This is a genomic window from Streptomyces sp. NPDC057623 (assembly GCF_042800355.1).
Classification (GTDB): Bacteria; Actinomycetota; Actinomycetes; order Streptomycetales; family Streptomycetaceae; genus Streptomyces.
This window is the reverse complement of the sequence record NZ_JBHVGZ010000013.1, coordinates 67,979-94,859: the sequence shown is the minus strand read 5'-3', so window position 1 is coordinate 94,859 and position 26,881 is coordinate 67,979. Positions and strand designations below refer to the sequence as shown.

Genomic DNA, 26,881 nt, shown 5'->3' with positions numbered 1-26,881 from the left:
CCGCTGGTACTCGTCTGGTACTCGGGTGGACCGGCTGCACTGCGTCCAGCCTGTCGATCATCGTTCGAAATATCGGTCACGCTGGACCCGAAGGACGCGGGGCGACCGGGTGGTGCGGCGTCAGCCGGGAGCGGCTCCCGGTTGAGGCAGGTACGGGAACGTGCTTGCGCGGACGACGAGTTGGGGTTCGATGGAGACCTGGGACGCACCGGCGGGGGTACGGCCCTCGATCAGGTCCAGCAGCAGGGCGATGCTCCGCTGGCCCACCGTCGCGAAGTCCTGCCGGACGGTGGTGAGCGGCGGGGCGAAGAACTCCGACTCCGGGATGTCGTCGAAGCCGGCCACCGCGACGTCCTGGGGCGTACGCACGCCCGCCTCACGCAGCGCCCGCAACACCCCCAGTGCCATCTGGTCGTTGGCCACGAAGACGGCGGTCAGGCCGCGCCCCACCCAGCCCGCCAGTTCCTGGCCGGCCCGGTAGCCCGACAGCGGACTCCAGTCCCCCCGCAGCAGCATCGGTGGTTCCACGTCCGCCTCTTCGAGGGTCGTCCGCCAGCCCTCGACCCGGTCCACCGCCTCCTGCCAGTCCTCGGGCCCGGCGAGATGCCAGACCCTGCGGTGGCCCGCGGCGAGCAGATGGCCGGTGGCCAGCCGCGCGCCCAGATTCTGGTCCACGTTGACGCTGGGGACCCCGGCGCCCGAGCCGGTGCCCACCGCCACCACCGGGAACGGGTGGCGGAGTTCGGCGAGGGCCTCGACCGCCGACCGCTGCGGGGCGATGGCGATGACCCCCTCCACCCCGCCCTCGCTGAGGCGGTCCACTGCCTCGGACAGCGTCTCCACCGTCAGCCTGCGCAGACTGACCGTCGAGACCAGATAGCCCTCGGCACGCGCCGCCTCCTCCAGCGCGAACAACGTACTGGCCGGACCATAGAGCGTGGTGTTGGAGGCGACCACACCCAGGGTCCGGGTGCGCCGGGTCGCCAGTGCCCGTGCAGAGAAGTTGCGGCGGTAGCCCATCTCCTCGATCGCGCGCAGCACCTTGGCCCGTGTCTCGTCCCGCACATTGGGGTGGTCCCCCAGCACGCGGGACACGGTCTGGTGGGACACACCGGCCTGGCGGGCCACGTCGGCCATGGTGGGCGGCCGAAGCTGCGAGTGGGTCACAGCCGCGCCTCCTTGGCGGTCGTCTGCCGATAAGACCTGTGGCGGGGGCCGATGGTTCGGCGCCGGCCGCGTCACGCCGGTGTTCCGGATGGACCAACGGCACGGGGCGGGAAGGCGAGTTGAAGCACTGCTGACACGACGCTCATACCTCCTTGCACGCCGTCGGGGCCGACTGGTGAACGCGGACGTATTGTGAGCGCTAACAATTCATGCCGGTCAAGAGGGCTGCGTCAGAGAAGTCGTCACGGTTGAATAACGCGACGGGCGGCGGAGGTTGCGGGGACGAGGGTGTTCTACCTGGTCAGGAGCCATCCGAGGACCCACCGGGGGAGGTGTGCGCGCACCCTTGAAGAGCCCGGCGGCCCTCGTGGCGCACCGCGCCGCAGCCGCCTCGCCGACCGTCTCCGGCGTCGCGTCGAAACCGTTGTTTGTAGACCCATTGACACTCGCATGTGGTCGTCCCTACTGTCGCGACCAGCATTTCGAACGAGTGCCGAAATTTCGAACAGACCGAAGAGGACAGGGAGTACCGTGCGCATCACGGGAATCAGCACACACGTGGTCGGAACGCCGTGGCGGAACCTGACCTACGTCCAGGTGCACACCGACGAGGGACTCACCGGCGTCGGCGAGACCCGCATGCTGGGCCACACCGACGCGCTGCTCGGCTATCTGCACGAGGCGAAGACCAATCACATTCTCGGTTCCGACCCGTTCGCTGTCGAGGATCTCGTCAAGCGGATGAAGTACGGCGACTACGGCCGGGCCGGCGAGATCGTGATGTCGGGCATCGCCGTGATCGAGATGGCCTGCTGGGACATCAAGGGCAAGGCGCTCGGCGTGCCGGTCTGGCAGCTGCTCGGCGGCAAGGTCACCGACAAGGTCAAGGCGTACGCCAACGGCTGGTACACCACCGAGCGGACGCCCGAGGCGTACCACAAGGCGGCCCAGGGGGTCATGGAGCGCGGTTACCGGGCGCTCAAGATCGACCCGTTCGGGACCGGCCACTTCGAGCTCGACCACGAGCAGAGCCTCTACGCGGTCTCCCTGATCGAGGCCGTGCGCGACGCCATCGGCCCGGACGCCGAACTGATGCTGGAGATGCACGGCCGCTTCTCCCCCGCCACGGCCGTCCGCCTGGCCAAGGAGCTGGCGCCCTTCAAGCCCGCGTGGCTGGAGGAGCCGGTGCCGCCGGAGAACCTGAAGGCGCTGGAGAAGGTCGCCGCCAAGGTCGACATGCCGGTTGCCACGGGTGAGCGCATCCACGACCGCATCGAGTTCCGGGAGCTCTTCGAGAGCCAGGCCGTGGACATCATCCAGCCGGACGTCGGCCACATCGGCGGCATCTGGGAGACCCGCAAGCTGGCCGCCACCGCCGAGACGCACTACATGCTGGTCGCGCCCCACAACGTGGGCGGGCCCGTGCTGACCGCCGCCTCCCTCCAGGTCGGCTTCACCGCCCCCAACTTCAAGATCCTTGAGCACTTCAACGACTTCGCGGACGCGGAGATCAAGAAGGTCATCAAGGGCGCCCCCCAGGTGAACCCCGAGGACGGCTGCTTCCACCTCTCCCACGAGCCCGGTCTCGGTGTGGAGCTGGACGTCGACGCCGCCGCGGAGTTCCCGCAGCAGCAGGCCCGGTTCGACCTGTGGGCCGACGGCTGGGAGCAGCGCAAGCCCAAGGGCACCGAGTGAGCGCCCACACCCGCCGGCCCACGACCAGGGGGACCCAGTGAGCACCGCCGTCGTGATCGAGGCTCCGGGCGAGCAGCGGCTCGTCCCGCACGAGCCGCGGCAGCCGGAAGCGGGCGAGGCCCTGGTCCGGGTGCACGCCTCGGGGATCTGCGGCAGTGACCGCGAGGTCTTCCAGGGCAACCGGCCGGAAGGCTACGTCCGCTATCCGCTCACGCCGGGCCACGAGTGGTCCGGGACGGTGGCGGCGGTCGGCGACGGCGTCCCCGCGGGCCTGGTGGGCCGCAAGGTCGTGGGCGAGGGCTTCCGGAACTGCCAGGTCTGCGACCGCTGCCACGCGGGCGAGACCACGCTGTGCACGGCGGGCTACGAGGAGACCGGCTTCACCCAGCCGGGCGCCATGGCCACCACCCTCACGCTTCCGGCCCGGCTGCTGCACGTGCTGCCGGACGACGCGGATCTGACGGCGGCGGCGCTGCTGGAGCCGGCCGCGTGCATCGCGGCCGCCGCGCTCAAGGCGAACGCGGTGCCGGGCGAGCGGGTGGCCGTGGTGGGCACCGGGACGCTCGGGATGTTCGCCGTTCAGTTCCTGAAGGCGGGCTCGCCGGCCGAGTTGCTCGTCGTGGGGACGCGTCCGGACCGGGCCGAGCTGTCGAAGCGGTTCGGGGCCACGGACTTCCGCACCAAGGACGAGGAGCTCCCTGACGATTTCGACGTCGTCATCGAGACCGCCGGGTCGGCGGACGCGGCGCGCACCGCCGCCGCCCTGCTGCGGCGCGGTGGACGGCTGGTCCTGACGGGCATCCCGGCGCCGGGCGCGGACGGGCTCGACCCGACCGATCTCGTCGTACGGCAGCTGGAGGTGCAGACCGTGTTCGGCGCGGCGCCGGATGCCTGGGCGCACACCGTGCGGGTCTTCGGGGCGGGACTCCTCGACCCGCTGCCGCTGGTCACGCACGAGCTGCCGCTGGAGGAGTTCGCGCAGGCCATCGAGTTGGTGGGGTCCGGCGACCCGAAGGTCGGAAAGGTCCTGCTGCGGCCGTGACACACCCCTGAGCCGTACGCCGGTACGGGGTACCTGACGACTTCGTACCGGCGTACACCCAAAGCCCCGCACGACCAGAGCCGCGACCCTCGTCCGAAATATCGAACATAAGGACAGCTTGTGACCGACACCACCGCTCCGACGCCACGCCGCCCCGGCGAGCAGGCGCTCGCCGCACTCGGCCTGGAGGCGCCCGCCCTCGACCCCTCCGACGCCTCTCCGCACACCTTCCCCGGCGGTGGCCGCTGGCGCACCGAAGTTCCCTCCGTGGAGGGCCCCGAGGCGCTCGCCGTGGTCCTCAAGGAGTCCTCGCGGCTCGATGTGCCGGTCCACCGGATCAGCCAGGGCAGCGGTATCTGGATGCTCACCGACGCCGAGATCACCGAGATGGTGGAGGCGACCGCCGCGCGCGACATCGAGCTCTGCCTGTTCACCGGCCCGCGCGGCACCTGGGACATCGGCGGCTCCACCCGTACCGACTCCAAGGGCGCCGGACTGCGCGCCCGGGGTCACGACGCGGTCGCCGGGTGCGTCGAGGACGCCGTCCGGGCCACGGAGTTGGGCGTCAAGTGCCTGCTCGTCGCCGACGAGGGCGTGCTGTGGGCGCTGCACCGGGCGAGAGCCGCCGGGATCATCCCGGCGGACACGACGCTCAAGGTGAGCGCGCTGATCGGCCCCGTCAACCCGGCCGCGTACGCGGTGTACGAGAACCTCGGCGGCGACTCGATCAACGTGCCGAGCGACCTGACGCTCGACCACCTCACCGAGATACGGCGGGTCTCCGCCGCCCCCATGGACATGTACATCGAGGCCCCGGACGATCTCGGCGGCTACATCCGGATGTACGAGGTCGCCGAGCTGATCCGGCGCGGCGCACCGCTCTACCTGAAGTTCGGGCTCTCCAAGGCCCCGGGGATCTACCCCTACGGGCACCACATGCGGGACCTGACGCTGGCCACCGCCAAGGAACGCGTACGGCGCGGACGCCTGGCGTTGGACCTGCTCGCACGGCACGGAGCTGACGGCGACATGGCGCCTCTCGGTTCACGGCTGCCCGGAACTCTGAAGCGATTCGAAACTCCCGCATAACGTTCCGGACAAACCCCCTTCACAGAAGACGACGCAGTCGAACACAATCCCACACACCCGGGGTCTGCACCGTTCAACCCTCGAAGCGTCTTCGCCACCGCCCGACCGAGCCCTGCTCACACACATCAAGGATGATGACCATGCGCACTCGCAGAGCCGCACTCGCCGCCATAGCCGGAGCCGCCTCCCTCGCCCTGACCCTGTCCGCCTGCGGCCAGAGCGGCGAGGGCGGCAGCAAGGACGACGGCGGGGACGCCAAGGGCGGGACCATCGGCATCGCGATGCCGACCAAGTCCTCCGAGCGCTGGATCGCCGACGGCAAGAACGTCGTCGCGGACCTGGAGTCGAAGGGCTACAAGACCAAGCTGGTCTACGGCGAGGACGACCCGGACCAGCAGGTCTCGCAGATCGAGAACCTGATCACGCAGGGCGTCAAGGCGCTGATCGTCGCGGCCATCGACAACAAGTCGATGAACAACGTGCTCCAGCAGGCGGCCGACGCCAACATCCCGGTGATCTCCTACGACCGCCTGATCCTCGGCACCAAGAACGTCGACTACTACGCGTCGTTCGACAACGAGAAGGTCGGCGAGCTCCAGGGCAACTACATCGTCGAGAAGCTCGGCCTGAAGGACGGGTCCAAGAAGGGCCCGTTCAACATCGAGCTGTTCGCCGGCTCCAACGACGACAACAACACGCGCTACTTCTTCGGCGGCGCGATGAAGGTCCTGCAGCCCTACATCGACAAGAAGCAGCTCGTCGTCAAGTCGGGCCAGACCCAGCTGACCCAGGTCACCACCCTGCGCTGGGACGGCGGCACCGCCCAGAAGCGCATGGACGACATCCTGACGTCGAAGTACCGCTCGGGCCGGGTCGACGCGGTCCTCTCGCCGTACGACGGCATCTCCATCGGCATCCTCTCGGCGCTGAAGTCGGACGACTACGGCTCCAAGGACAAGCCGCTGCCGATCGTCACCGGCCAGGACGCCGAGGTCGCCTCGGTGAAGTCGATCATCGCCGACGAGCAGTCGATGACCGTCTACAAGGACACCCGTGAGCTCGCCAAGGTGGCCTCGAACATGGTCGACGCGGCGCTCAACGGCAAGAAGCCCGAGGTCAACGACACCAAGACCTACGACAACGGCGCCAAGGTCGTTCCCGCCTACCTGCTCACGCCGGTCAGCGTCGACAAGACCAACTACAAGAAGGAGGTCGTCGACACCGGCTACATCAAGGAAAGCGACCTCAACTAACCGCCGGCCCACTCTGATTGGAAGGCACGACCATGGCGGGACCCGTCCTGGAAATGCGCTCGATCGTCAAGACCTTTCCCGGCGTCAAGGCGCTGTCGGACGTCACGCTGACCGTCCAGCAGGGCGAGGTCCACGCCATCTGCGGGGAGAACGGCGCCGGTAAGTCGACCCTGATGAAGGTCCTCTCCGGCGTCCACCCGCACGGCACCTACGAAGGGGACATCCTCTTCGAGGGCGAAGTCTGCGAGTTCAAGGACATCCGGGCGAGCGAGCACCACGGCATCGTCATCATCCACCAGGAGCTGGCGCTGTCGCCGTTCCTCTCCCTCGCGGAGAACATCTTCCTCGGCAACGAGCACGCCAAGGGCGGGTTCATCGACTGGCGGGAGACCCTGCGGCACGCCACCGAGCTGCTGCGCCGGGTCGGTCTCTCCGACCACCCGGACACCCGCGTCGCCGACATCGGCGTGGGCAAGCAGCAGCTCGTGGAGATCGCGAAGGCGCTGTCGAAGAAGGTGAAGCTGCTCATCCTGGATGAGCCGACCGCTGCCCTGAACGACGAGGACAGCGACAAACTCCTGGATCTGATCCTGGAGTTGAAGAAGCAGGGCATCACCTCGATCATCATCTCCCACAAGCTCAACGAGATCCGCAAGGTCGCCGACTCGGTGACGATCCTCCGCGACGGCCAGACCATCGAGACCCTCGATGTGAAGGCCAAGGAGACCACCGAGGACCGGATCATCAGCGGGATGGTCGGCCGCGACCTGGAGAACCGCTTCCCGGACCGCACCCCGCACGAGCCGGAGGAGGGCTCCGCCCCCGCCCTGGAGATCCGCAACTGGACCGTGCACCACCCGATCGACCAGCAGCGCAAGGTCGTCGACGACGTGTCGATCGAGGTCCGGCGCGGCGAGATCGTCGGCATCGCGGGCCTGATGGGCGCCGGCCGCACCGAGCTCGCGATGAGCGTCTTCGGGCGCACCTACGGCCGTCACGCGGGCGGCACGGTGCTCAAGGACGGCAAGGAGATCCGTACGAAGTCCGTCCCCGAGGCGGTCAAGCACGGCATCGCGTACGTCACCGAGGACCGCAAGCACTACGGCCTCAACCTCATCGACACCATCAACCGCAACATCTCGCTCAGCGCGCTGGGCAAGGTCGCCAAGCGGGGCTTGGTCGACGAGCACGAGGAGCGGCAGGTCGCCGAGGGCTTCCGCAAGTCCATGAACATCAAGGCGCCGACCGTCTTCGAGCCGGTGGGCAAGCTGTCCGGCGGCAACCAGCAGAAGGTCGTCCTCAGCAAGTGGATCTTCGCGGGTCCCGAAGTGCTGATCCTGGACGAGCCGACGCGTGGCATCGACGTCGGTGCGAAGTACGAGATCTACACGGTCATCGACCAGTTGGCCGCCCAGGGCAAGGCGGTCGTCTTCATCTCCTCCGAGCTGCCGGAGCTGCTCGGCATGTGTGACCGCATCTACACGATGGCCGCGGGGCGGCTGACCGGCGAGTTCTCGCGGGCCGAGGCCTCGCAGGAATCGCTGATGCGTCAGATGACAAAGGACAAAGAGGTATCCCGATGAGCACGGATGTGACCGCCAAGACCCCGGCCCCCGCGCCGCCGGGCAAGAGCGGAGGGGCCGCGGGCGACGGCCTGCTCCAGCTGGTGCTGGACGGTATGCGCCGCAACATGCGGCAGTACGGCATGCTGATCGCCCTCGGCCTGATCGTGGCGCTGTTCGCCGTGTGGACCGACGGGGACCTGCTGCTGCCGCGCAACGTCTCCAACCTGGTGCTGCAGAACAGCTACATCCTGATCCTCGCGATCGGCATGATGCTGGTGATCATCGCGGGCCACATCGACCTGTCGGTGGGATCACTGACAGCGTTCATCGGATCCATGGCCGCGGTGTTCATGGTGAAGAACGATCTGCCATGGCCGGTCGCCGTCGTCCTCTGCCTGGCCATGGGCGCCGTCGCGGGTGCCGCACAAGGGTTCTTCATCGCGTACGGCGGCATACCGTCCTTCATCGTGACCCTGGCGGGCATGCTGATCTTCCGCGGTCTGACGGAGATCTTCCTGGAGGGCCAGACGCTCGGCCCGTTCCCGGAGGGGCTGCAGAAGGTCGCCAACGGGTTCCTGCCCGAGGTCGGCCCGAACACCAACTATCACAACCTCACCCTTCTGCTCGGCTTCGGGATGATCGCGTTCGTGGTCTTCCAGGAGTTCCGTGACCGCCGCCGCCAGCAGGAGTTCAACCTCGACGTTCCGCCCTTCAACCTGTTCCTGCTGAAGCTGGTCGCGCTCGGCGCCGCCATCCTCACGCTGACGATGCTGCTGGCCAGCTACAAGGGCGCCCCGATCGTGCTGCTCATCCTGGGCGTGCTGCTCGTGGGCTTCGGCTACGTGATGCGCAACGCGATCATCGGCCGCCACATCTACGCGATCGGCGGCAACCTGCCCGCGGCCAAGCTGTCGGGTGTGAAGGACAAGAAGGTCACCTTCCTGATCTTCGTGAACATGGGCATGCTCGCGGCCCTGGCGGGTCTGGTCTTCGCCGCCCGCTTCAACGCGGCCTCCCCCAAGGCCGGCCTCAACTTCGAGCTGGAGGCGATCGCGGCCTCGTTCATCGGCGGCGCCTCGATGAGCGGCGGCGTCGGCACCGTCCTCGGCGCGATCATCGGTGGCCTGGTCCTGGGCGTGCTGAACAACGGCATGAACCTCGTCGGCATCGGCACCGACTGGCAGCAGGTCATCAAGGGCCTGGTGCTGCTGGCGGCGGTCGGGTTCGACGTCTGGAACAAGCGCAAGGTCGGTTCGTAAGTACAGCAGGGCCCTGCCGCCGGATTCCCGGCGTCCGCCCGAAGGGCGGGTCTCGCGGCGTCTGGTGCGTGCGATCGCAAGGCGCCGGAGCGCCCTCGATGGGGGTGCCCCCGCGCGAGTCGAGCGAAGCTCGGTTCGAGCGTGGGGGAGGAGCCACGTGGGCGGTTCGGCAACGCGGCGAGCGTGCGTGCCAGACGCCGCGAGACAGGCGGGAATCCGGCGGCAGGGCCCCAGGGCCCCGCCGGAAGGCGGGGCCCTGTTCTTTTCAGCGACGGAGGCAACACGCCGGTGAAGTCCCTCTTCGGCACCCTCGCCGACGGCACGAAGGTCCACAGCTGGTCGCTGGCCAACGGCGGCACGCGGATGAAGGTCCTCTCCTACGGCGGCATCGTGCAGTCCCTGGAGGTCCCGGACCGGCGCGGCCAGTACGCCAACATCTCGCTGGGCTTCGACAACATCGAGGACTACGTCGCGGGGAGCCCGTACTTCGGCGCCCTGATCGGCCGGTACGGCAACCGCATCGGCAAGGGCCGGTTCACCCTGGACGGCAAGAGCTACCAGCTCTCCGTCAACGACGGCGAGAACAGCCTGCACGGCGGCGCCGAGGGCTGCGACAAGCACGTGTGGGACATCGAGCCGTTCACCAAGGGCTCGGACGTCGGCCTGTACCTGCACCGCACGTCCGCCGACGGCGAGATGGGCTACCCGGGCACGCTCAAGATGAAGGTGACGTACACCCTCACCAAGCACGGCGACTGGCGCATCGACTACGAGGCCACCACCGACAGGGCCACCGTCGTCAACCTCACCAGCCACGTCTACTGGAACCTCGCCGGCGAGGGCAGCGGCACGATCGAGAACCACGAGCTGAAGATCGCCGCGTCCCGCTACACCCCCGTCGACCCGGGCCTCATCCCCACCGGTCAGCCGGCCCCCGTCGCGGGCACCCCCTTCGACTTCCGTCGTGCCAAGCGCATAGGCGAAGACCTGCGCGCAGCCCACCAGCAGTTGCTGCACTGCAAGGGCATCGACCACAACTGGGTGCTCGACAAGGGCATCTCGCCCCGCCCCGAGTGGTGCGCCACGCTGAAGGACCCGGCCTCCGGCCGCACCCTGCGGATGGCGACCACCGAGCCGGGCCTGCAGTTCTACTCCGGCAACTTCCTCGACGGCACCCTCGTCGGCCCGTCCGGCCGCACCTACCGGCAGGGCGACGCCCTGTGCCTGGAGACGCAGCACTTCCCGGACTCGCCGAACAGGCCGTCGTTCCCGTCGACGGTGCTGCGACCCGGCCAGACGTACCGTTCGACGACGGTGCACTCGTTCACCTGCTGACGCCTCTTCACAGGTGCCACACAAGTTCTTACCGATTTCTCAGTGGTTGAACAGCGCCACCCCAGCCTTCGTATGTAAGGGCGGCCCGTGCTCCCCCGCGCGGGCCACCCAGACACGGAGGTTCCATGGCCGACAACGTCACCTCGCTGTTCCGCAGCACCGCGGCACACAGCCCGTCGATGGCGGCGCTGACGCGTGAGGGCGGCGACGGGGCCGGTCCGGTCGACTTCTGCATTCCCTGCAACCCGTACTTCCCGACGCCGGAGATGTTCCAGGACATGGGGGCGCGGCTGCGGGACATCATCACGTACTACCCGAGCAGCGCCGACACGATCACGGCCGAGCTGTGCAGCCTGCTCCAGCTCCCGCCGCAGTGCGTGGCGATGGGCAACGGATCCACGGAACTGATCACCTGGATCGACCACCTCCTGGTCCGTGAGTCCCTCGCCATCCCCGTCCCCACCTTCGGCCGCTGGACCGACCAGCCGATGGAGACCGGCAAGCGGGTCGACATGTTCCCGCTCCAGGAGTCCAGCGGATTCGCCCTGGACCTCGCGCAGTACGCCGAGTTCATCCGGGCCCGGGGCACCCGGGTCGCGGTGATCTGCAACCCGAACAACCCCGACGGCGGCTACCTCCACAAGCACGCGCTCGTGCAGTTCATGGACGCCATGGCCGACCTGGACCTGGTCATCATCGACGAGTCGTTCCTGGAGTTCGCCGACGCCGAGCAGGACCCGTCGGTCGTGCAGGAGGCGATGCTGCGCCCCAACGTCATCGTGCTCCGCAGCCTCGGCAAGAACTTCGGCCTGCACGGCATCCGCTTCGGCTATCTCGTCGCCAACCCGGCACTGGCCGGGATGGTCCGCTCGATGCTGCCGAAGTGGAACCTCAACGCCTTCGCCGAGCACGTGGTGTTCATGCTCAAGAACCACGGCGCCGAGTACGCGCAGAGCCTGCACCAGGTGCGCAAGGACCGCCTCGACATGGCGAGCCAGCTCTCCTCGCTGCCCGGCCTCACGGTCTACCCCTCGCAGGGCAACTTCCTCTTCGTGCGCCTCCCCGTGGGCGCGGAAGGCACCGTGGTCCGCGACCGGCTGCTCACCGAGCACCGGATCCTGGTCCGTGAGTGCGGCAACAAGATCGGTTCGTCCAGCCGCTTCCTGCGACTCGTGGTGCGCCCCCAGGTGGACGTGCGTCGCCTGGTGTCCGGCCTGGAACAGGTGCTCTACGGGACCAGGAGGGGAGCCGCCGTACCCGAGCTGGGTATAGGGACCAACTACAGCTCGGGTACGGCGGCCGTGGACCGGTTGGTCAGCTCCACCAACGGCGCCGGCATGCCGGGCCTCGCCGCCCAGGCCATGGGGGTCGGTGCCGCGATGCCTGCGATGCCCGCGGCGCCCCAGCCGCAGCCGGCCGCCGCGCAGATGCCCATGCCGGCGCCGATGCCTGCGCCCGTGCCCGTCGCTCCGGCGCCGGTCGCCCCCACGCCGATGCCGGCGCCCGCGCCTGTCGCCCCAGCCCCCGCGCCGATGACGTTCCCGTCGCCTGTGGCGCCCGCCGCGGCTGTGGTGCCGCCCGGGCCCACGCCGCCCGGGGTGCCGGCTCGGGGTGGGCTCACGGCGGCGCAGGTACGGGGTACTACGGGGCCGGCGCCCGGACTGTCCCCGGCCCCGGCGACCGGGTGGCCCAACAGCCAGAGTTGGCCGAATGCGGCGGGGATGCAGACCGGGTAGCGCCCTTTCGCCGTAGGGGGCGAGTGCGTTTGCGACTGCGGGTGCGTTGTGGCTGGTCGCGCAGTTCCCCGCGCCCCTGGGTAGGCAGGCTACCCCGGCGTCAGACGCCACTGTTGGCAGGTGTTGCCCAGCCATGCCCACTGGCGTACGTCTGTGCCGTCCGTCGTTCCGCAGTCGGTGACGTCGGCGACCTTGCCGGTGGCCTGGTTGGTGATGCGGACGTAGCCGCTGTCTGTCGCGATGAAGCGGAAGCGTTGGCAGGTGTTGTTCAGCCAGGACCACTGGCGGAGGTCGGCCCCGTCTGCCGCGGAGCAGTTCTCGGTGTCCAGAACCTTGCCCGTGGCGACGTTGACGAGCCGGTGGGTGTCGTCGCCCTGGTCCTCCAGGCGCCACTTCTGGTTGTTGCCGCCGCTGCACGCCCACTGCTGGACGTTGGCGCCGTCGGCGGTCGAACTCCCGGCCACGTCAAGGCACTTGCCGCTGTTGCGGTTGGTGATCGTGTAGGTGGTGGACGCCGTGGACGGCTCTCCGGAGGGGCCGGTCTGGGCGGCGCCGAGGCGGACCGGGGTGCCGAGGTTCGGGGTGCCGTCGGAGTTCCAGGTGAACTTCTGGGCGCGGGTCGTACGGCCGTTGTCGCAGCCCTCGCTCGCGCTGTCGTTGGCGTGGTAGACGATCCAGCTCTCGGTGCCGTCGGGCGAGGTGAAGAAGCCGTTGTGGCCGGGCCCGTAGACGCCGTTGGCATCGTTGCGCTGGAAGACGGGCGTGGACTTCTTGGTCCAGGAGGCGGCGGCCAGCGGATCGGAGCCGGTGAGTTCCAGCTGGCCGAGCTTGTAGTCGGGGGTCCAGCAGCCGCTGGCGGAGTAGACGAGGAAGGTCCGGCCACCGCGTTGCAGTATCTCCGCGCCTTCGTTGACCGTGCCGCCCTGCCGCTCCCAGTCGTACGTCGCCCTGGAGATCGTCGAGTAGGCGCCGCTGACCGTGTACGGGTTGGACATCGGCGCGATGACGAGGTTCTGGGTGCCGCTGGTGATCGCGCTGCCCAGCATGTACAGCCGGCCGTTCACGTTCAGCACGCTCGGGTCCAGCATCCAGGCGGAGTTGAGCTGTCCCTTGTAGGTGTACGGCCCCATGGGGTCGGAGCCGGCGCTCTCCAGCACATGGCTGCGCTGGGTCGGGTTGTAGTCGGCGATGTTCTGCCCGGCGACGTAGTACAGGTACCAGCGGCCGTTGAGGAAGTGCAGCTCCGGGGCCCAGATGTTGCAGCAGCGCGAGGCCGCGTCGCCCTGCCACACCTGGACGCTGGGGGCCGTGGCCAGCCCGGCGAGGGTGGTGGACTTGCGGATGGTGATGACGTCGGTCCAGCTCGTCGTCACCAGGTAGTAGTTGCCGTCGTGGTACGAGATCCACGGGTCGGCACCCTTGACCGACTTCACCGGGTTCGCGAACGAGGCGGCACTGGCGGAAGGCTGGCCGATCGAGAGGGCCAGCAGCAGTGCCGCCAGCAGGGTCAGTAGGCGACGGGCCATCCGCTGCTCCAGTTCAAGAGGTTGACGCCCAGCTTGGGCGTGCCGTTGTCGTTGCCGTCGTAGTAGTGGTAGACGATCAGGTCCCCGTCGGCGTCGTTCATGATCGACTGCCCGCCGGGGCCGATGACGCTGCCGTGCGACTCCAGGACAGGGGTCCCGCCGTTGTTCATCATCGAGACGCCGTTCCTGTCGGAGTACGGCCCGGTGATGCTGGTGGCGCGCCCGACCTTGACCTTGTAGGTCGAGCTGGTCCCGGCGCAGCAGGTGTCGTAGGAGGCGAAGAGGTAGTAGTAGCCGCCCCGCTTGACGATGAAGGGCGCCTCGACGGCCTTGGTCCCGGTGGGGCGGGAGGCGAGCGAGTAGCGGGTGGTGTTGGAGCCGAGCTGCTTTCCGGTGGACGGGTTGATCTGGATCATCTTGATCCCGGTCCACCAACTGCCGAAGGACAGCCACCACTTGCCGTCGTCGTTCACGAAGAGGTTCGGATCGATGGCGTTGAAGTCGCTGGAGGAGCCGGAGGTGTAGACGGTGCCCTGGTCCGTCCAGCTGCCCGGCTGGCCGGTGGTGGAGGTGGCGAGGCCGATGGCGGAGGTGTTCGAGCCGAACTTCGAGACGGAGTAGTACATCAGGTACTTGCCGCCGTGGTACGAGATGTCGGGCGCCCAGGCCTCCGGTACGGAGGAGTAGTTCGACCACCAGCCGGGACGGCTGCCGAACGCGTCGGCGCCGTTTCTGAAGGCGGTGCGGTCGCTGGAGGTCTTGCTCGCGATGCCGCCGCCGGTGGCGTAGAGCAGGTACTGGCCGGACGAGGTGCGGATCATCGACGGGTCGTGGGTGACGACGTCGCCGGTGACACGGCCGGGGTTGGGGTACGCGGAGGCCGTGGAAGGGATCAGGGCCAGCAGGGCGGCGGCGGGGAGGGCGATCAGGGCGGTTCGCTTGCGGAGGGTGCGGCGGGCACGGGGCGTGCGGGAGGTGCGGGAGGTGGGGCTCATGCGGTCCTCCTTGCGGTGGGGGTGACAGGTCGGTAGATATCCGGCCAGCAAATGGTCGACATCTCGAACAGTGCTCGCAAGTTCGAACGGACCGTAGAATCGAACCACTTGCGCGTCAATGGTCCGCGCAGCAACAGCTGTTCCCGGGTGGCGGGCAGGCCGGCTACCGCCCTGACCCGCGCCCCCGGACCACGGCCAGCCACCCCGGCAGATCGACCTCGGCACAGACGGTCTTGCCGGGCGACCCGTCCCGCTCCACCACCTCCCACCGGGAGGCCAGCGCCTCGACGAGAACAAGGCCGCGACCGTGTTCGTCGAGGGGGTGCGCAGGCGGTACGTCTCCGGGTTTCGGGGGGTGGGACTCCGTACGGGTGTCACTGACCTCGATACGGATGCTGCCCGTCGGGAGGGACACCCGCAGCTCGAAGTCCCGGCCGGGGACCCGGCCGTGGGTGACGGCGTTGGCGGCCAGCTCGGCGACGATCGCGGCGACGGCGTCGGAGGCGGTACTGCCGAGCGGGACGCCCCAGGCGTGCAGCTGGTTCAGGGCGAGGTGCCGGGCGAGGCGGGCGCCGCGAGGAGTGGCACTGAGGCGCTGGGTGAGCGGAACTGGCATGCGCTCAATCTGGCGGTGGTGCGCGGCAGTTCACCAGGCGAGAGGCGCGTACGGTGCGGGAGCGTACGCGGTTACCTGCTGGACAGTACGCGTGACTGACCGTGACCATGTACTGCGGGAGGTGACCTGCCTTGGTCGAGTGTGGTGAGCCGGAGTCGTCGGACAGTCTGCGGACGTTCGGGGCGGTTGTACAGGCCCTGCGGGAGCATGCGGGGTTGAGCAGGGAGGAGTTCGGGGACCGGGTGGGTTTGTCGAAGCACACGGTGGCTTCGCTTGAGTTGGGGCGGCGAATGCCGGATCCGACGTTCCCGGAGCGGTCGGAGCCGGTGCTGGGGAATACGGGGGCGCTGACGAGGGCGGCTCAGCATCTGGCTCGGCAGCCGGGGTTGGCGGCTTGGTTTCGGCGGTGGGCTCAGCTGGAGACCACGGCGATCACTCTGTACACGTACGAATGCCGGTTGATTCCAGGGCTGTTGCAGACCGAGGAGTATGCGCGGACCCTGTTCACGAACCAGCTGCCGCCGCTGAGCGACGAGCAGATCGAGGCGCAGTGGGTAGCGCGCGCGGAACGGCAGCGGTTGCTACGGGAGCGGCCGAACACGGCCTTCGCTTTCATTCTGGAGGAGCATCTGTTCCGGCGGCACACGGGTGGGGTGGAGGTCACGCGGGGGCTCATCGACCATGTGCTGGAGATCGCTCAACTGCGGAACGTGGAGCTTCAGATCATGCCGACGGAGCAGGAGACGCACGCGGGACTGGACGGCCCAATGCGCCTGCTGGAGACGCCGGAGAACAAGTGGTTCGCCTACTGCGAGGGACAGGAAAGCGGCCAGTTCATCGCTGACTCAAAGGTGGTCAGCATGCTCCAGATGCGGTATGCCAGGATGCGCTCACAGGCTCTCACTCTCAAAGACTCTATGAGCCTGTTGCAGCGGATGCGAGGAGACCTATGAGCACCGGCGAACTGGCCTGGTTCAAGAGCAGCTACAGCGGCGGGTCCGGCGACGACTGCGTCGAAGTCGCCCTCTCCTGGCACAAGTCCAGCTACAGCAGCAGCGGTTCGGGCGACTGCGTAGAGGTAGCCACCTGCCCCCACACCATCCACGTCCGCGACACCAAGCACCGCACGGCGGGCCCCACGCTCACCCTCTCCCCCGCCACCTGGACGGAGTTCCTCACGCACGTCCGTCCAGAAGGGCCAGCCCCAGCGGTGTAACGGAATGCAGTACGGCTTTCCCCGCCCTGCACGTGCTGAGTAACCCGGCCCTGCGCAGGATGCCGACATGATGGCTGGCCGTGGCCGGGGCGATCCCCGCGTCATGGGCGAGTTCCGTGGTCGTCACCCCGTGCTCAGCAACCGTTTCGAGGATCCCGGCCCGGGTGCGGCCAAGGAGGGCGTTCAACGAGCGGAGCCCTGCCGTGCCCCCGCTCAGGACCGTCTCGTGGGTCATCGGGTAGACCACGACGCACGGCAGCCCGGGATCCTTCAGCAACGTCGGCTTGCGCCAGCAGAAGTACGACGGGAGGACCAGCAGCCCCCGTCCGTCGAGCCGGACGTCACGATCCGTCGCCCCCAGTCCCGTCACTTCAAGGACCGGTCGCCGCCAGACGAGGCCGGGGTGGAGGGAGCCGAGCAGCGCACCGAGGTCGCCGCCCGCCAAGTACCGCCCGTGGACGGCGCGTTCGGCGTCGAAGCGGGCGCGTACCTGGCCCCACCAAGGGGCGAGCGCGGTGGCGAAGTAGCCCCGGAACGAGCGGGCGAGATGGCCGACGGCCTCCTTGTCACCGTCGGCGAGCGGCCTCGCCCAGGACGGCAGTCGTCGCCCGGCGCGGGACAGTTCCACCAGGTCTCCCCGCAGCCGCTGCCGTGGCGTCGACAGCAGGGCGCCGATCCCGGCGTCCAGGCCACCCGTGCCGGCCGCCGGGGTGAGGAAGTCAGCCGATTGACATGCTCCTCGTCCTGAAGGACGAGGATTCTGGCCTTCTCTACCGGTTGCTGTGCCGCTACGCGGCACGGTCTCCGGTCGGGAATCCGTGGCTTCCTGTTTCTTCGCGCTGTGCCGGGATCGCTCCTGGTCTTACCGGCGCTCCGCAGGCTGACACCGCCAGTCCGGCGGCCGTCTTCACGTTGAGTGCGGCGTTGGTGTCCCGGTCGTGGACGGCGCCGCAGGCGGCACAGGTCCATTCCCGGACGTTCAGGGGTTTGGGTCCGTCCTTGACCCCGCAAGTGGAGCAGGTCTGGGAGGTCGGCTCGAACCGGCCGATCTTGACCAGGGTGCGACCGAACCGTTCCGCTTTGTACGCGAGCATGCTGAGGAACGATGACCATCCGGCGTCGTGCACGGACTTGGCCAGCTTCGTGCGGGCCAGTCCCACAACCGACAGGTCCTCCACGGCGATCCCTTGGTTCTCGGAAATCAGCTTCGTGGAGAGCTGGTGGTGGAACTCACGGCGCGCGTCAGCGACCTTGGCGTGGGCGCGGGCGACCTTCAAGCGGGCCCTGGCCCGGTTCTTCGATCCCTTCTGCTTGCGGGACAGCTCCTGCTGGGCCTTCTTCAGCTTCTTCTCCGCACGCCGGAGGAAGCGCGGAGAGCCGATCTTCGTGCCGTCGGACAGGACCGCGAAGTGGGTGAGGCCGAGATCGATGCCGATGGTGCGGTCGGTCTCGGGCATCCGCGCTTGGTCGGCGGCGGGGTCGGTGTCGATGACGAAGGAGGCGAAGTACCGTCCGGCCGCGTCCTTGATGACGGTGACGGAGGTGGGGGCGGCGGGCAGGGTACGGGACCACTTCACCTTCACCGCGCCGATCTTCGGCAGGTTCAGACGGCCGGCGTCAGTGATGCTCCAGCGGGCGTTGGCCGTGAACCGGATCGACTGCCGGGCGTCCTTGCGTGACTTGAACCGGGGCGGGCCCAGTTTTGGCCCCTTCCGGGTGACCTTGAGCGAGGCGAAGAAGTTCCTGTAGGCGGCCTCAGCGTCCCGCAGAGACTGCTGGAGGACGACGGCCGACACCTCCCCCAGCCAGGCCCGTTCCGGAGTCCGTTTCGCTTCCGTGATCAGGCATGTGGACAGCTGCCCGGCCGTCGGGAACGGCTCCCCGGCCTTACGAGCGTCCTCGCGGGCACGCACCGCGTCGTTGAACACGACGCGTGCGCACCCGAACGCCCTGGCCAGCACGGCCTGCTGAGCGGCGCCGGGGTACAACCTGAAGGCGTACCGGAGCTGCATGACGATCACACTAGGCAAGTCGAACCCACGTCGTCACCGGGAACATGTGAACGATCCGTCACCGTCACGAAGCAGGGTCCGGCTCCGCCGGAACGAGACCGCGACGCTCCGCGTCGCAGCCACAGGATTCGCTTCACCCCCGGCCTGAAGGCCGGAGCACTGCGAATGATCTCCGGTAGCCGACGGGTGGGGCGAGGCGTAGTAACGGGCGTACACCTGCGGCCAGTTCGCGACGCACTCTGCCCCGCCAGCCGCCGAAGACCGCGGATCCGGTGTCCGTCTGGAGCATGTGCATGCTGAGCAGCGCCTCCCACATGGGGTCGGGAGCCTGCGCCAGCCTGATGCCCGCGAGATCGTCGTCGCTGAAGTGAATGCGTACCGCCATGTGAGCCATCCCCGTTCGGCACATCGTGCGTGCCCTCACATGGTCCGAGGATCTTCGGCTCTTGCCATCCTCAGATGTCATGGGGCTGTCCCCCTCCGGGCAGAGGGGGACAGCCCAAGTGGCCGTAGACCTGTCAGCAGGGCTCGACGGAGCTGACCTGGTCACGGACCGGAGACGCCAGGTCCAGCGCCTGGCCGTCCAGGATCACCTGGATCTCGTTCTCGTAGTCCGCGTCCCGGTACAGGCACCACGAGTCGCCGGAGATGTTCTTCACCGACCACACGTGGTCGTTGAGACCGCCCGCCAGCTGGCCGAGGTTGGACGCCCCGTCGGACAGCGAGTAGTGCGCGCCGCCGCCCTGCCCGTCGTGGTAGATGCAGAACTCGGACGGGTCGCAGGGCCAGGTGGCCGGGTCGCCGGCCGCCTGCGCGGACGTGGGAACCGCCAGCATGGCGAAGCTGCCGACGAGGGCTGCCAGGCCGAGGGAGAGACGACGCTTGCGAATGGAGCGCATGGACATGAGGTGCTTCCTTTCCCCGTTGTCGTGCGTACAGCGACCAGCCTGCGCTCCGTACACCCGCACCCGCACCCGGCTTCGATCTGGGTCGAATCGAACCCGGAGGAGTCATGGTCACGGTCACGACGCGGCGAGCCGCCACAGTGACGTGACCTCCGCGGCGCGTGCGGCGTGCAGAGGATCAGCGGTGTCCCTCGCTCGTGGGTGGCGGGGCCTGGTGTCGGTTCGGTCCAGCACGCGCAGGCCCGCCGCTTCGATGCCCGCGAGGAGTTCGCCGCGTGTCCTGAGTCCGAGGTGCTCGGCCAGGTCCGACAGGATGAGCCATCCTTCGCCGCCCGGTTCGAGACGGGCGGCGAGTCCGGCCAGGAAGTCGCGGAGCATGCCGCCGCCCGGGTCGTAGACGCCTTGCTCCACGGCGGAGGTGGGCCGGGCCGGGATCCAGGGCGGGTTGCAGACGACGAGGTCCGCGCGTCCGTCCGGGAAGAGGCGGGGGCCCACGATGTCGACGCGCCCGGTGAGGTCCAGTCGGCGGACGTTGTCGCGTGCGCAGGCCAGGGCGCGCGGGCTGATGTCGGTGGCCACGACGTGGTCGATCCCCCGGCGGGCGAGGACGGCCGCGAGCACTCCCGTCCCCGAGCCGAGGTCGAACGCCGTACGGCGGCCCGCGCGCCGGTCCGTGGGCGCGGGGAGCGGGGCCTGTGCGACAAGGTCGACGTATTCGCCCCTGACCGGGGAGAACACGCCGTAGTGCGGGTGGACGCGAGCGCCGAGGGCCGGTACCTCCACTCCCTTCGTCCGCCACTGGTGCGCTCCGGTCACGCCCAGCAGTTCGGTGAGCGAGACGGCCATCGGCCCGGACGGCGGGCCGTACGCCTCGGTGCACGCCTGGCGCACGTCGGGGGCTCTGCGCAGGTCCAGGCCGTAGTCGTCCGCCAGCAGAACGAGGAGCCTGCCCAGCACGCGGGCCCGGTGGCCGCGGGCACGGCGGTGCAGGTGGAAGGCGTCCGCCGGGCTGTCGCCTCGCAGGGGAGGCTTCCGGTCGATCCGGCGGCCCATCGCCTTCAGCAGCCGGCGGGCGTTGTGGAAGTCGCCGCGCCACAGCAGGGCGGTGCCTTCGCAGGCCAGACGGTGGGCGGTGGCGGCTGTCGTACGGTCGTCCGCGCCGACGACCCGGCCCGGCGGCGGGGTCGCGTTCTCGGAATGCCAGCGGGCGGAACAGGGGGTGTTCGTCTCGGTCCAGTGGATGGTGGACACCACGTACTCCTCGTGATCGTCGTGATCGAACGCGCGGGGGCACGAAGAGCACTTCGACGAGGAGCACGGCGAACGGCCCGTGCCGCGGCACGGGCTCGTGTGTCAGGGCAGGTGGGGCTACCGCTCCCGCGTCGAAGTGCGCGAGGAGGAGTCGAAGACAACCATGCCGACAACCATGCCGAGAGTCATGACCAGCCCTTTCAGACGATGACTGTCAGAGGATCGCACAGCCGCGGAGCAGCGGGGCAGGGCGGAGGTCCGCTGGGTGATGTGGCGTGTCCGACAAGAAACTTGACGGTCTCTCACTTTGCCCAACTGACAGCCCATCAACAGTATCCGTCCCTACGGTGCCGTGCTCATGACAGACACTTCAGAGGCAACCCCCACCCCGATCGGCCGCCGCACCGTGCTGATCGCCACCGGCGCCGCGGCCGCCTCCCTGGCCGTCACCGCCGCCGCGCCCGAAGCCCCCACAGCCGAGGCGGCCGGCACGGCCCCCGTCGCCGCCGCGGCCGTCTGCACCCTCACGAAGGAGATGACGGAGGGCCCCTACTACCTGGACGGACAGCTCGTCCGCGCCGACATCAGCGAGGACAAGACCGGCATCCCGCTGGAGCTCACCCTCACCGTCGTGGACGACGACACCTGCGCACCGCTGAACAGCGCCCTGGTGGAGATCTGGCACTGCGACGCCCTCGGCGAGTACTCCGGCTTCGTCGGCAACAACGGCCACAACGAGCCCGACAACGGCACCTTCCTGCGCGGCGGAGTGCTCACCGGGCCGGACGGCGTCGCCGAGATCACGACCGTGTACCCCGGCTGGTACCGCGGCCGGTGCGTCCACATCCACGTCAAGGTGCACACCGACGTCACGCTCACCGCCGACGGCTCCTTCACCGGCGGCCAGGAACTCCACACCGGTCAGCTCTTCTTCGACGAGACGACCACGACCCGGGTCGCCGCACTCGCCACCTACGCCGCCAACACCGTCCCGCGCACCACCCTCGCCCAGGACGGCATCTACGACGACGGAGGCGCCGCGTCCGGGCTGCTCACCCTGACCGCGCTGGGCACCTCGCCCTCCGCGGGGTACGCGGGTGCGCTGACCCTCGGGGTGGAGAGCAGCTGACCCCGACCGACCGGCAGAAGGCCGCGCCCGGCTCCCCGCCGGGCGCGGCCTCAGCCATGTGCGGGACTACTTCCCGGGGCACTCCTTCCACGCCAGGTGGTACACCGTGCTGATGTCGCCGTCCGTCGAGTCCATGGTCATGAAGCTGACCTTGCTCGACGAGGACGAGCCGAGGTTCACCCGCAGCTCGGTGTTGATGTTGAAGTTGCGCTGGACTCCGCAGGGCGCCCAGACCAGTTGGGCCCAGTCCGTCTCGTCGGTGGCCTGCCAGTTGTCGTTGAGGGGGCCGCTGTAGGCGTGGTTGCGGTACTGCGTGTTCGGCGAGCCCTGGAAGTAGTACGACGCTCTCTGCATGGCGTTCGAGCCGGACTGGAGGGCGGCGAAGCCGCGGTAGTCGGCGCTGGCGATGGCGTAGGTGAAGCCACCGGGGACGTGCACGACCAGGCTGAGCTGGCAGTTCTTGCGGAACGCCGTGGGGTCGGAGTTGCCGCCGACCTGGGCGAGGTAGTCGCTGTAGGTCACGGTGAAGGCGGTGTTGTCCTCGGAGACCGCGACGGCGGTGGTGCCCTGGGGGCAGCCGGAGCCGTTCACCGTGGCGACCTTGATGACGATCTTGTCCGGCGGCGGGTTCTCGAACGCCGGGGCCGCCTGCGCGGGCAACGCCGCAGTGAGCAGACCGGCCACTGCGCCGCCGCTCAGCAGGTATCTCAGGAGTGCACGTGCCATGGAGCTCTCCTCGGGGATGGGGGGTGGCTGCGCGCCCGACCCACACTCCACGGTTGAATCTTTGAAGAAACGGTGGGGTTTCTGTGAAGACCGGAGGCGTTGGAATCGTAGGAAGCCACCTGAGGGGTGGCCAGGGTGAACTCCAGCCATTTACAGCCGAGTTGGGCGATGCATCCCCAGGTCATTCACAGCCGCACATGCGGCTTCTCCTCAGCTGCACCCCTAATTTCCTTCACATGACGGGAAACGCAGCGCACGACTCAGAGCACAGCGAGCAACGACCCGGCACCCACCGGCGAGACCCGGGCATGCGGCGTCGCCGCGTCCTGATCGGCGGTGGCGGTGTCGCCGTGGCGGGCGGGCTGGCCGTCGCCGGGATCGCCTCGGCCGACACCACCACCGAGGAGAGCGAGGCGTCGACCACCGCCGCGACGGAGGCCGCCGCCTCCGCCAACGCCGGCGTCTGCGTCCTCAACGCCGAGGTCACCGAGGGTCCGTACTCCCTCGAAGGCGCCCTCGTACGGGAGGACATCCGGGAGGACAAGGAGGGCTTCGAGGTCCGGTACACCTTCACCGTCGTCGACACCGCGAACGACTGCGCGCCGCTCGCGGACGCCCTCGTCGAGATCTGGCACTGCGACCATCTCGGCGAGTACTCCGGCTTCGTCGGCGGCAACGGCCACCAGGAGGAGGACAACGGCACCTTCCTGCGCGGCGGCCAGATGACCGACGACAGCGGCCAGTGCGACATCACGTCCATCTGGCCGGGGCACTACGTCTCGCGCGCGGTGCACGTCCATATGCGGGTGCACACGGACGTCACGCTCACCGACGACTCGTACACAGGCGGCGAGATCGTTCACACCGGGCAGCTCTTCTTCGACCCGGACATCAACACGGAGATCCAGGCGACCTCGCCGTACTCGGAAAACACCACGCGGGAGACCCGGTTGGCGGACGACGGCATCTACGACGACGGGGGCGCGTCATCCGGTCTGCTGGCCCTGACGGCACTCGGTGACAGCGTGTCCGACGGCTACAAGGCGACCTTGACAGTAGGCGTCAGCACCGCCTGACACCCGTCGGTCAGGTGCTGACGGGCTGCCGCTCCTCGACGGACTCGGTCCCGGCCGCCTTCCCTTCCTTCAGGTGGGCGCGGATCGAGTACGTCAGGGCGGCGGCCCACAGCGCGTACAGGGCGACGTACACCGCCACGGCCGTCACCCCGGAGACCGTCAGCCAGTCGCTGTTCAGCAGGGTGCGGACGTTGGTGACGAGGATGACGCCGCCCACCGCGGAGCCCAGCACCCGGGGCGGCAGGATGCGCACCAGCCAGGCGGCGACCGGGGCGGCGACGAGGCCGCCGGCGAGGAAGGCGGCGACCCAGACGAAGTCGATGCCCTGCGAGCCGAGCGAGAACAGGAAGCCGAGACTCGCGGCGACCGCGACCAGGAACTCACTGGTGTCGATCGAGCCGATGACCTTGCGCGGCTCCATCCGGCCGGAGGCGAGCAGGGCGGGCGTCCCGACCGGGCCCCAGCCGCCACCGCCCGTCGCGTCCAGGAACCCGGCGACCAGGCCGAGCGGGGTCAGGAAGCGGCGGCGCAGCGGCAGGCCCACGCGGTCCTTGGGCAGGCCGCGGAAGGTGAAGCGGGACATGACGTACACGCCGAGGCCGAGCAGGATCAGGGACATCAGCGGTGCGGCCACGTCGGTGGACAGCTTCGACAGCACGGTCGCCCCGAGGAAGGCGCCGACCGCGCCGGGCACGCCGATCTTCCCGACGACCTTCCAGTCGACGTTCCCGAAGCGCCAGTGCGAGGCGCCGGACATCAGCGTCGTACCGATCTCGGCCAGATGGACGGTGGCGGACGCGGCGGCCGGATTCGTACCCAGCGCCAGCAGCAGCGTGGTCGAGGTCACCCCGTACGCCATGCCGAGGCTGCCGTCCACGAGCTGGGCCCCCAGGCCCGCGAGGGCGAGCAGTATCAGCGTGCGCATGCGGCCGGTCCCGTCTTTCCGAGGTTCCCTACCGGGTTGGTAGGGATGGACGGGACCAGACCCTAGGGCATCTGCCTGGGGGCGAGCTGTGGGTATCCGAGGTGTGGGACGGATGTCCGAGGCGTGGACCCCGGCCGGGCCGGGGCGTGGACCTCAGCCCAGCCGGATCACGTTCCAGGACAGCGGTTCCAGTACGGCGGTGAGGCGGCCGTCCGTCAGCGCCGTGCCCTCGACCGCGTGCGGGGCGACCCGCTCGGGGGCGTCGGCGGCGTTCCGGGCGTCCGGGTCGGCGTCCGCGAGGGCGCTGTGCTCCACGACCCGCGCCAGGTCGAGGCCGTTCAGGGCGACCTCCAGGGGCAGCGCCTCGGTGCGGCTGCGGTTGACCGCGAACACGGTGACCGTGCCGTCCTCGGCGCGCACGGCGGTGGCGTGCAGCAGGTCGGCCTCGCCGTACTTCTTCGTCTCGTACGTCGGGGAGGCCACGCGGACGTCCAGGACCTGGCCGCGGCCGTACCGCGAGGCCTGCGCGAAGGGGAAGAACGTCGTCTGCCGCCAGGCCGCGCCGCCCGGCTCGGTCATGATCGGGGCGATCACGTTGACCAGCTGGGCGAGGCAGGCGACGGTGACGCGGTCGGCGTGCCGCAGCAGCGCGATCAGGAGCGAGCCGAAGACGACCGCGTCCATGACGCTGTAGTTGTCCTCCAGCAGGCGGGGGGCCTCCGCCCAGTCCCGCTCACCGGAGTTCTCGATCTCGTGCCACTCCGAGATGTACCAGACGTTCCACTCGTCGAAGGAGAGGTTGATCTTCTTCTTCGACTTCAGCTTCGCGCCGATGTGGTCGGCGGTGGCGACCACGTTCTCGATGAAGGACTCCATGTCGACGGCGGAGGCCAGGAAGGAGTCGATGTCGCCGTTCTCGGGCTGGTAGTAGGCGTGCAGGGAGATGTGGTCGACGAGGTCGTACGTCTCCTCCAGGACCGTCGCCTCCCAGGCGGCGAAGGTCGGCATGGACTGGCTGGAGGAGCCGCAGGCGACGAGTTCGATGCCCGGATCGATCTGACGCATCGCGCGGGCGGTCTCGGCGGCGATCCGGCCGTACTCCTGGGCGGTCTTGTGGCCGGTCTGCCAGGGGCCGTCCATCTCGTTGCCGAGGCACCAGAGCTTGATGCCGAAGGGGTCCTTGTCGCCGTGCGCGGCACGGAGGTCGGACCGGGCCGTGCCGGCGGGGTGGTTGGCGTACTCCTGGAGTTCGAGGGCCTCGGCGACGCCCCGGGTACCGAGGTTGAGCGCCATCATGGGCTCGGCCTGGGGGCCGACCTTCTTCAGGAAGGCGATGTACTCGGAGAGGCCGAAGCGGTTGGTCTCGGTGGAGCGCCAGGCGAGGTCGAGGCGGCGGGGGCGGTCCTCGACGGGGCCGACGGAGTCCTCCCACTTGTAGCCCGAGACGAAGTTGCCGCCGGGGTAGCGGATGGCGGTGACGCCGAGTTCCCGGACCAGGTCCAGGACGTCGGTGCGGATGCCGTCCTCGTCGGCGGTGGGGTGGCCGGGCTCGAAGATGCCGGTGTAGACGCAGCGGCCGAGGTGTTCCACGAAGGAGCCGAACAGGCGGGGGTTGACCTCTCCGACGGTGAATGCGGGGTCGAGGGTGAAGCGGGCGGTGGTGCTCATGGGCGCCTTTCGGGGTGGGTGGTTCTTGTTGCGTTGGCGGGTGCGGGTTGGTGGGGGCTGGTCGCGCCCACGCGGCGGAGCCGCATGTCGGACACAGCCCCGCGCCCCTAAGCGGCGATTGGCCAGCCGTTGGCCGTCCAGTGCAGCTTGTTCAGTCCCAGCTTGGGGGCGCCGTCGTCCTCAGCGTCGTCATAGTGGTACGCCAGCCAGTCCTGGCCGCGGTCTCGGTACACCGACTGGCCGCCCGTCCCGACGTACCGTCCATGTCCCTCCAGGAGCAGGTCGCCGCCGCCCTCCAGCAGCTGCTGGTCCAGTACGAGCCGAAGGCCAGCCACAGGTGGCCGTCGGCTCGGACGATCGCCGGGTCGATGGCGTTCCAGGAGTCGGTGGTCCCGGAGGTGAAGGCGGGGCCGTGGTCGGTCCAGGTGCCGGGGAGACCGGACGGGGACGCGGTCACGTCGATCGCCTCCTGGTTGACGAGCCAGGAGGAGACGACGGCGTAGTAGAGCCATTGACGCCCTCGCCTGCTGAAGAGCCGACGATTCCGGCCTGCACCACGTCGTAGCGCATCCGTGGGTTCCTGCTTCGACAGCCTCCGCCACGCAGGTTCGCGTGGTCTTACGTGGCCTCCACAGGCCTGACTTCCCGCCCGCCCGGCGGTAGGTCCGGCAAGTGTTCTGCCGGACAAGGCCACC

At 69.0% G+C, this 26,881-nt stretch carries 25 protein-coding genes; 13 read left to right on the top strand and 12 right to left on the bottom strand.

The features are described from left to right. Positions 1-120: 120 nt before the first annotated feature. Positions 121-1,167 (bottom strand): LacI family DNA-binding transcriptional regulator, encoded by a 1,047-nt coding sequence (locus ACFU95_RS16360; protein ID WP_383827660.1) that lies wholly within the window; start codon positions 1,165-1,167, stop codon positions 121-123. 531 nt (positions 1,168-1,698) lie between these two features. Here ACFU95_RS16360 and ACFU95_RS16355 point away from each other — a divergent pair. The 8 genes from ACFU95_RS16355 (at position 1,699) to ACFU95_RS16320 (ending at position 12,141) form a co-directional block, all read left to right on the top strand. Then, positions 1,699-2,862, top strand: coding sequence for a mandelate racemase/muconate lactonizing enzyme family protein (locus ACFU95_RS16355; RefSeq protein WP_189781173.1), 1,164 nt, complete (start codon positions 1,699-1,701; stop codon positions 2,860-2,862). Between the two features lie 37 nt (positions 2,863-2,899). Beyond that, the gene (locus ACFU95_RS16350) at positions 2,900-3,904 is read left to right on the top strand and encodes a zinc-binding dehydrogenase (protein WP_383827658.1); all 1,005 of its coding nucleotides are present in this window, start codon (positions 2,900-2,902) and stop codon (positions 3,902-3,904) included. 120 nt (positions 3,905-4,024) lie between these two features. After that, complete coding sequence (locus ACFU95_RS16345; protein WP_383827656.1) at positions 4,025-4,993, top strand: hypothetical protein; 969 nt, start codon at positions 4,025-4,027, stop codon at positions 4,991-4,993. Between the two features lie 134 nt (positions 4,994-5,127). Further along, positions 5,128-6,246: a multiple monosaccharide ABC transporter substrate-binding protein gene (chvE, locus tag ACFU95_RS16340; RefSeq protein WP_383827654.1), complete on the top strand. Its 1,119-nt coding sequence runs from the start codon at positions 5,128-5,130 to the stop codon at positions 6,244-6,246. A gap of 32 nt (positions 6,247-6,278) precedes the next feature. Beyond that, positions 6,279-7,829 carry a multiple monosaccharide ABC transporter ATP-binding protein gene (gene mmsA / locus ACFU95_RS16335; protein ID WP_383827652.1) on the top strand — a complete coding sequence of 517 codons (1,551 nt, stop codon included), beginning with the start codon at positions 6,279-6,281 and terminating at the stop codon, positions 7,827-7,829. After that, positions 7,826-9,070 carry a multiple monosaccharide ABC transporter permease gene (gene mmsB, locus ACFU95_RS16330; RefSeq protein ID WP_383827650.1) on the top strand — a complete coding sequence of 415 codons (1,245 nt, stop codon included), beginning with the start codon at positions 7,826-7,828 and terminating at the stop codon, positions 9,068-9,070. Before mmsA ends, mmsB begins: the two co-directional genes overlap by 4 nt. 183 nt (positions 9,071-9,253) lie before the next feature. Further along, on the top strand, positions 9,254-10,405 hold the full coding sequence (locus ACFU95_RS16325; protein ID WP_383827648.1) for an aldose epimerase family protein: 1,152 nt from the start codon (positions 9,254-9,256) through the stop codon (positions 10,403-10,405). A gap of 125 nt (positions 10,406-10,530) precedes the next feature. Next, positions 10,531-12,141: a pyridoxal phosphate-dependent aminotransferase gene (locus tag ACFU95_RS16320; RefSeq protein WP_383827646.1), complete on the top strand. Its 1,611-nt coding sequence runs from the start codon at positions 10,531-10,533 to the stop codon at positions 12,139-12,141. Between the two features lie 89 nt (positions 12,142-12,230). Here ACFU95_RS16320 and ACFU95_RS16315 read toward each other — a convergent pair whose 3' ends face one another. The 3 genes from ACFU95_RS16315 to ACFU95_RS16305 form a co-directional block, all read right to left on the bottom strand. Continuing rightward, the gene (locus ACFU95_RS16315; protein ID WP_383827644.1) at positions 12,231-13,667 is read right to left on the bottom strand and encodes a family 43 glycosylhydrolase; all 1,437 of its coding nucleotides are present in this window, start codon (positions 13,665-13,667) and stop codon (positions 12,231-12,233) included. Beyond that, positions 13,649-14,662 carry an arabinan endo-1,5-alpha-L-arabinosidase gene (locus ACFU95_RS16310; protein WP_383827642.1) on the bottom strand — a complete coding sequence of 338 codons (1,014 nt, stop codon included), beginning with the start codon at positions 14,660-14,662 and terminating at the stop codon, positions 13,649-13,651. The genes ACFU95_RS16315 and ACFU95_RS16310 overlap by 19 nt, the downstream gene beginning before the upstream one ends. A 163-nt stretch (positions 14,663-14,825) precedes the next feature. Next, a complete protein-coding gene (locus tag ACFU95_RS16305; RefSeq protein WP_383827640.1) occupies positions 14,826-15,278 on the bottom strand; it encodes an ATP-binding protein in 453 nt (150 codons plus the stop codon). Between the two features lie 131 nt (positions 15,279-15,409). On the opposite strand from ACFU95_RS16305, the gene ACFU95_RS16300 reads away from it, so the two are divergent. Next, the gene (locus ACFU95_RS16300; protein WP_383827638.1) at positions 15,410-16,231 is read left to right on the top strand and encodes a helix-turn-helix domain-containing protein; all 822 of its coding nucleotides are present in this window, start codon (positions 15,410-15,412) and stop codon (positions 16,229-16,231) included. After that, entirely contained in the window at positions 16,228-16,494 is a 267-nt protein-coding gene (locus ACFU95_RS16295) for a DUF397 domain-containing protein (RefSeq protein ID WP_383827636.1), read from the top strand. The genes ACFU95_RS16300 and ACFU95_RS16295 overlap by 4 nt, the downstream gene beginning before the upstream one ends. Here the strand turns inward: ACFU95_RS16295 and ACFU95_RS16290 are convergent. The 5 genes from ACFU95_RS16290 to ACFU95_RS16270 all read right to left on the bottom strand — a co-directional run bounded on the left by ACFU95_RS16290 (position 16,454) and on the right by ACFU95_RS16270 (position 20,662). Beyond that, positions 16,454-17,122: a winged helix-turn-helix domain-containing protein gene (locus tag ACFU95_RS16290; protein WP_383827634.1), complete on the bottom strand. Its 669-nt coding sequence runs from the start codon at positions 17,120-17,122 to the stop codon at positions 16,454-16,456. The genes ACFU95_RS16295 and ACFU95_RS16290 overlap by 41 nt on opposite strands. A gap of 160 nt (positions 17,123-17,282) precedes the next feature. Then, positions 17,283-18,506 carry an RNA-guided endonuclease InsQ/TnpB family protein gene (locus tag ACFU95_RS16285; RefSeq protein WP_383827632.1) on the bottom strand — a complete coding sequence of 408 codons (1,224 nt, stop codon included), beginning with the start codon at positions 18,504-18,506 and terminating at the stop codon, positions 17,283-17,285. 133 nt (positions 18,507-18,639) lie between these two features. After that, on the bottom strand, positions 18,640-18,891 hold the full coding sequence (locus ACFU95_RS16280; protein WP_383827630.1) for a hypothetical protein: 252 nt from the start codon (positions 18,889-18,891) through the stop codon (positions 18,640-18,642). Positions 18,892-19,024: 133 nt separating this feature from the next. Further along, positions 19,025-19,411, bottom strand: a complete 387-nt coding sequence (locus ACFU95_RS16275; RefSeq protein ID WP_383827628.1) for a peptidase inhibitor family I36 protein — start codon at positions 19,409-19,411, stop codon at positions 19,025-19,027. 117 nt (positions 19,412-19,528) lie between these two features. Next, positions 19,529-20,662, bottom strand: a complete 1,134-nt coding sequence (locus ACFU95_RS16270; protein WP_383827627.1) for a methyltransferase — start codon at positions 20,660-20,662, stop codon at positions 19,529-19,531. A gap of 358 nt (positions 20,663-21,020) precedes the next feature. Here ACFU95_RS16270 and ACFU95_RS16265 point away from each other — a divergent pair, with 358 nt between their 5' ends. Then, a complete protein-coding gene (locus ACFU95_RS16265) occupies positions 21,021-21,791 on the top strand; it encodes an intradiol ring-cleavage dioxygenase (RefSeq protein WP_383827625.1) in 771 nt (256 codons plus the stop codon). A gap of 66 nt (positions 21,792-21,857) precedes the next feature. Here ACFU95_RS16265 and ACFU95_RS16260 read toward each other — a convergent pair whose 3' ends face one another. Next, on the bottom strand, positions 21,858-22,517 hold the full coding sequence (locus ACFU95_RS16260) for a DUF4360 domain-containing protein (protein WP_383827623.1): 660 nt from the start codon (positions 22,515-22,517) through the stop codon (positions 21,858-21,860). A gap of 236 nt (positions 22,518-22,753) precedes the next feature. On the opposite strand from ACFU95_RS16260, the gene ACFU95_RS16255 reads away from it, so the two are divergent. Beyond that, positions 22,754-23,593 (top strand): intradiol ring-cleavage dioxygenase, encoded by an 840-nt coding sequence (locus ACFU95_RS16255; RefSeq protein WP_383827622.1) that lies wholly within the window; start codon positions 22,754-22,756, stop codon positions 23,591-23,593. A 10-nt stretch (positions 23,594-23,603) separates the two neighbouring features. On the opposite strand, the gene ACFU95_RS16250 is transcribed toward ACFU95_RS16255, so the two are convergent. Both ACFU95_RS16250 and ACFU95_RS16245 read right to left on the bottom strand, forming a co-directional pair. Beyond that, the gene (locus tag ACFU95_RS16250; RefSeq protein WP_383827620.1) at positions 23,604-24,518 is read right to left on the bottom strand and encodes a sulfite exporter TauE/SafE family protein; all 915 of its coding nucleotides are present in this window, start codon (positions 24,516-24,518) and stop codon (positions 23,604-23,606) included. A 153-nt stretch (positions 24,519-24,671) separates the two neighbouring features. Further along, a complete protein-coding gene (locus ACFU95_RS16245) occupies positions 24,672-26,186 on the bottom strand; it encodes an alpha-N-arabinofuranosidase (RefSeq protein ID WP_383827618.1) in 1,515 nt (504 codons plus the stop codon). A gap of 194 nt (positions 26,187-26,380) precedes the next feature. On the opposite strand from ACFU95_RS16245, the gene ACFU95_RS16240 reads away from it, so the two are divergent. Next, positions 26,381-26,689: a hypothetical protein gene (locus ACFU95_RS16240; RefSeq protein WP_383827616.1), complete on the top strand. Its 309-nt coding sequence runs from the start codon at positions 26,381-26,383 to the stop codon at positions 26,687-26,689. Positions 26,690-26,881 lie beyond the last annotated feature (192 nt).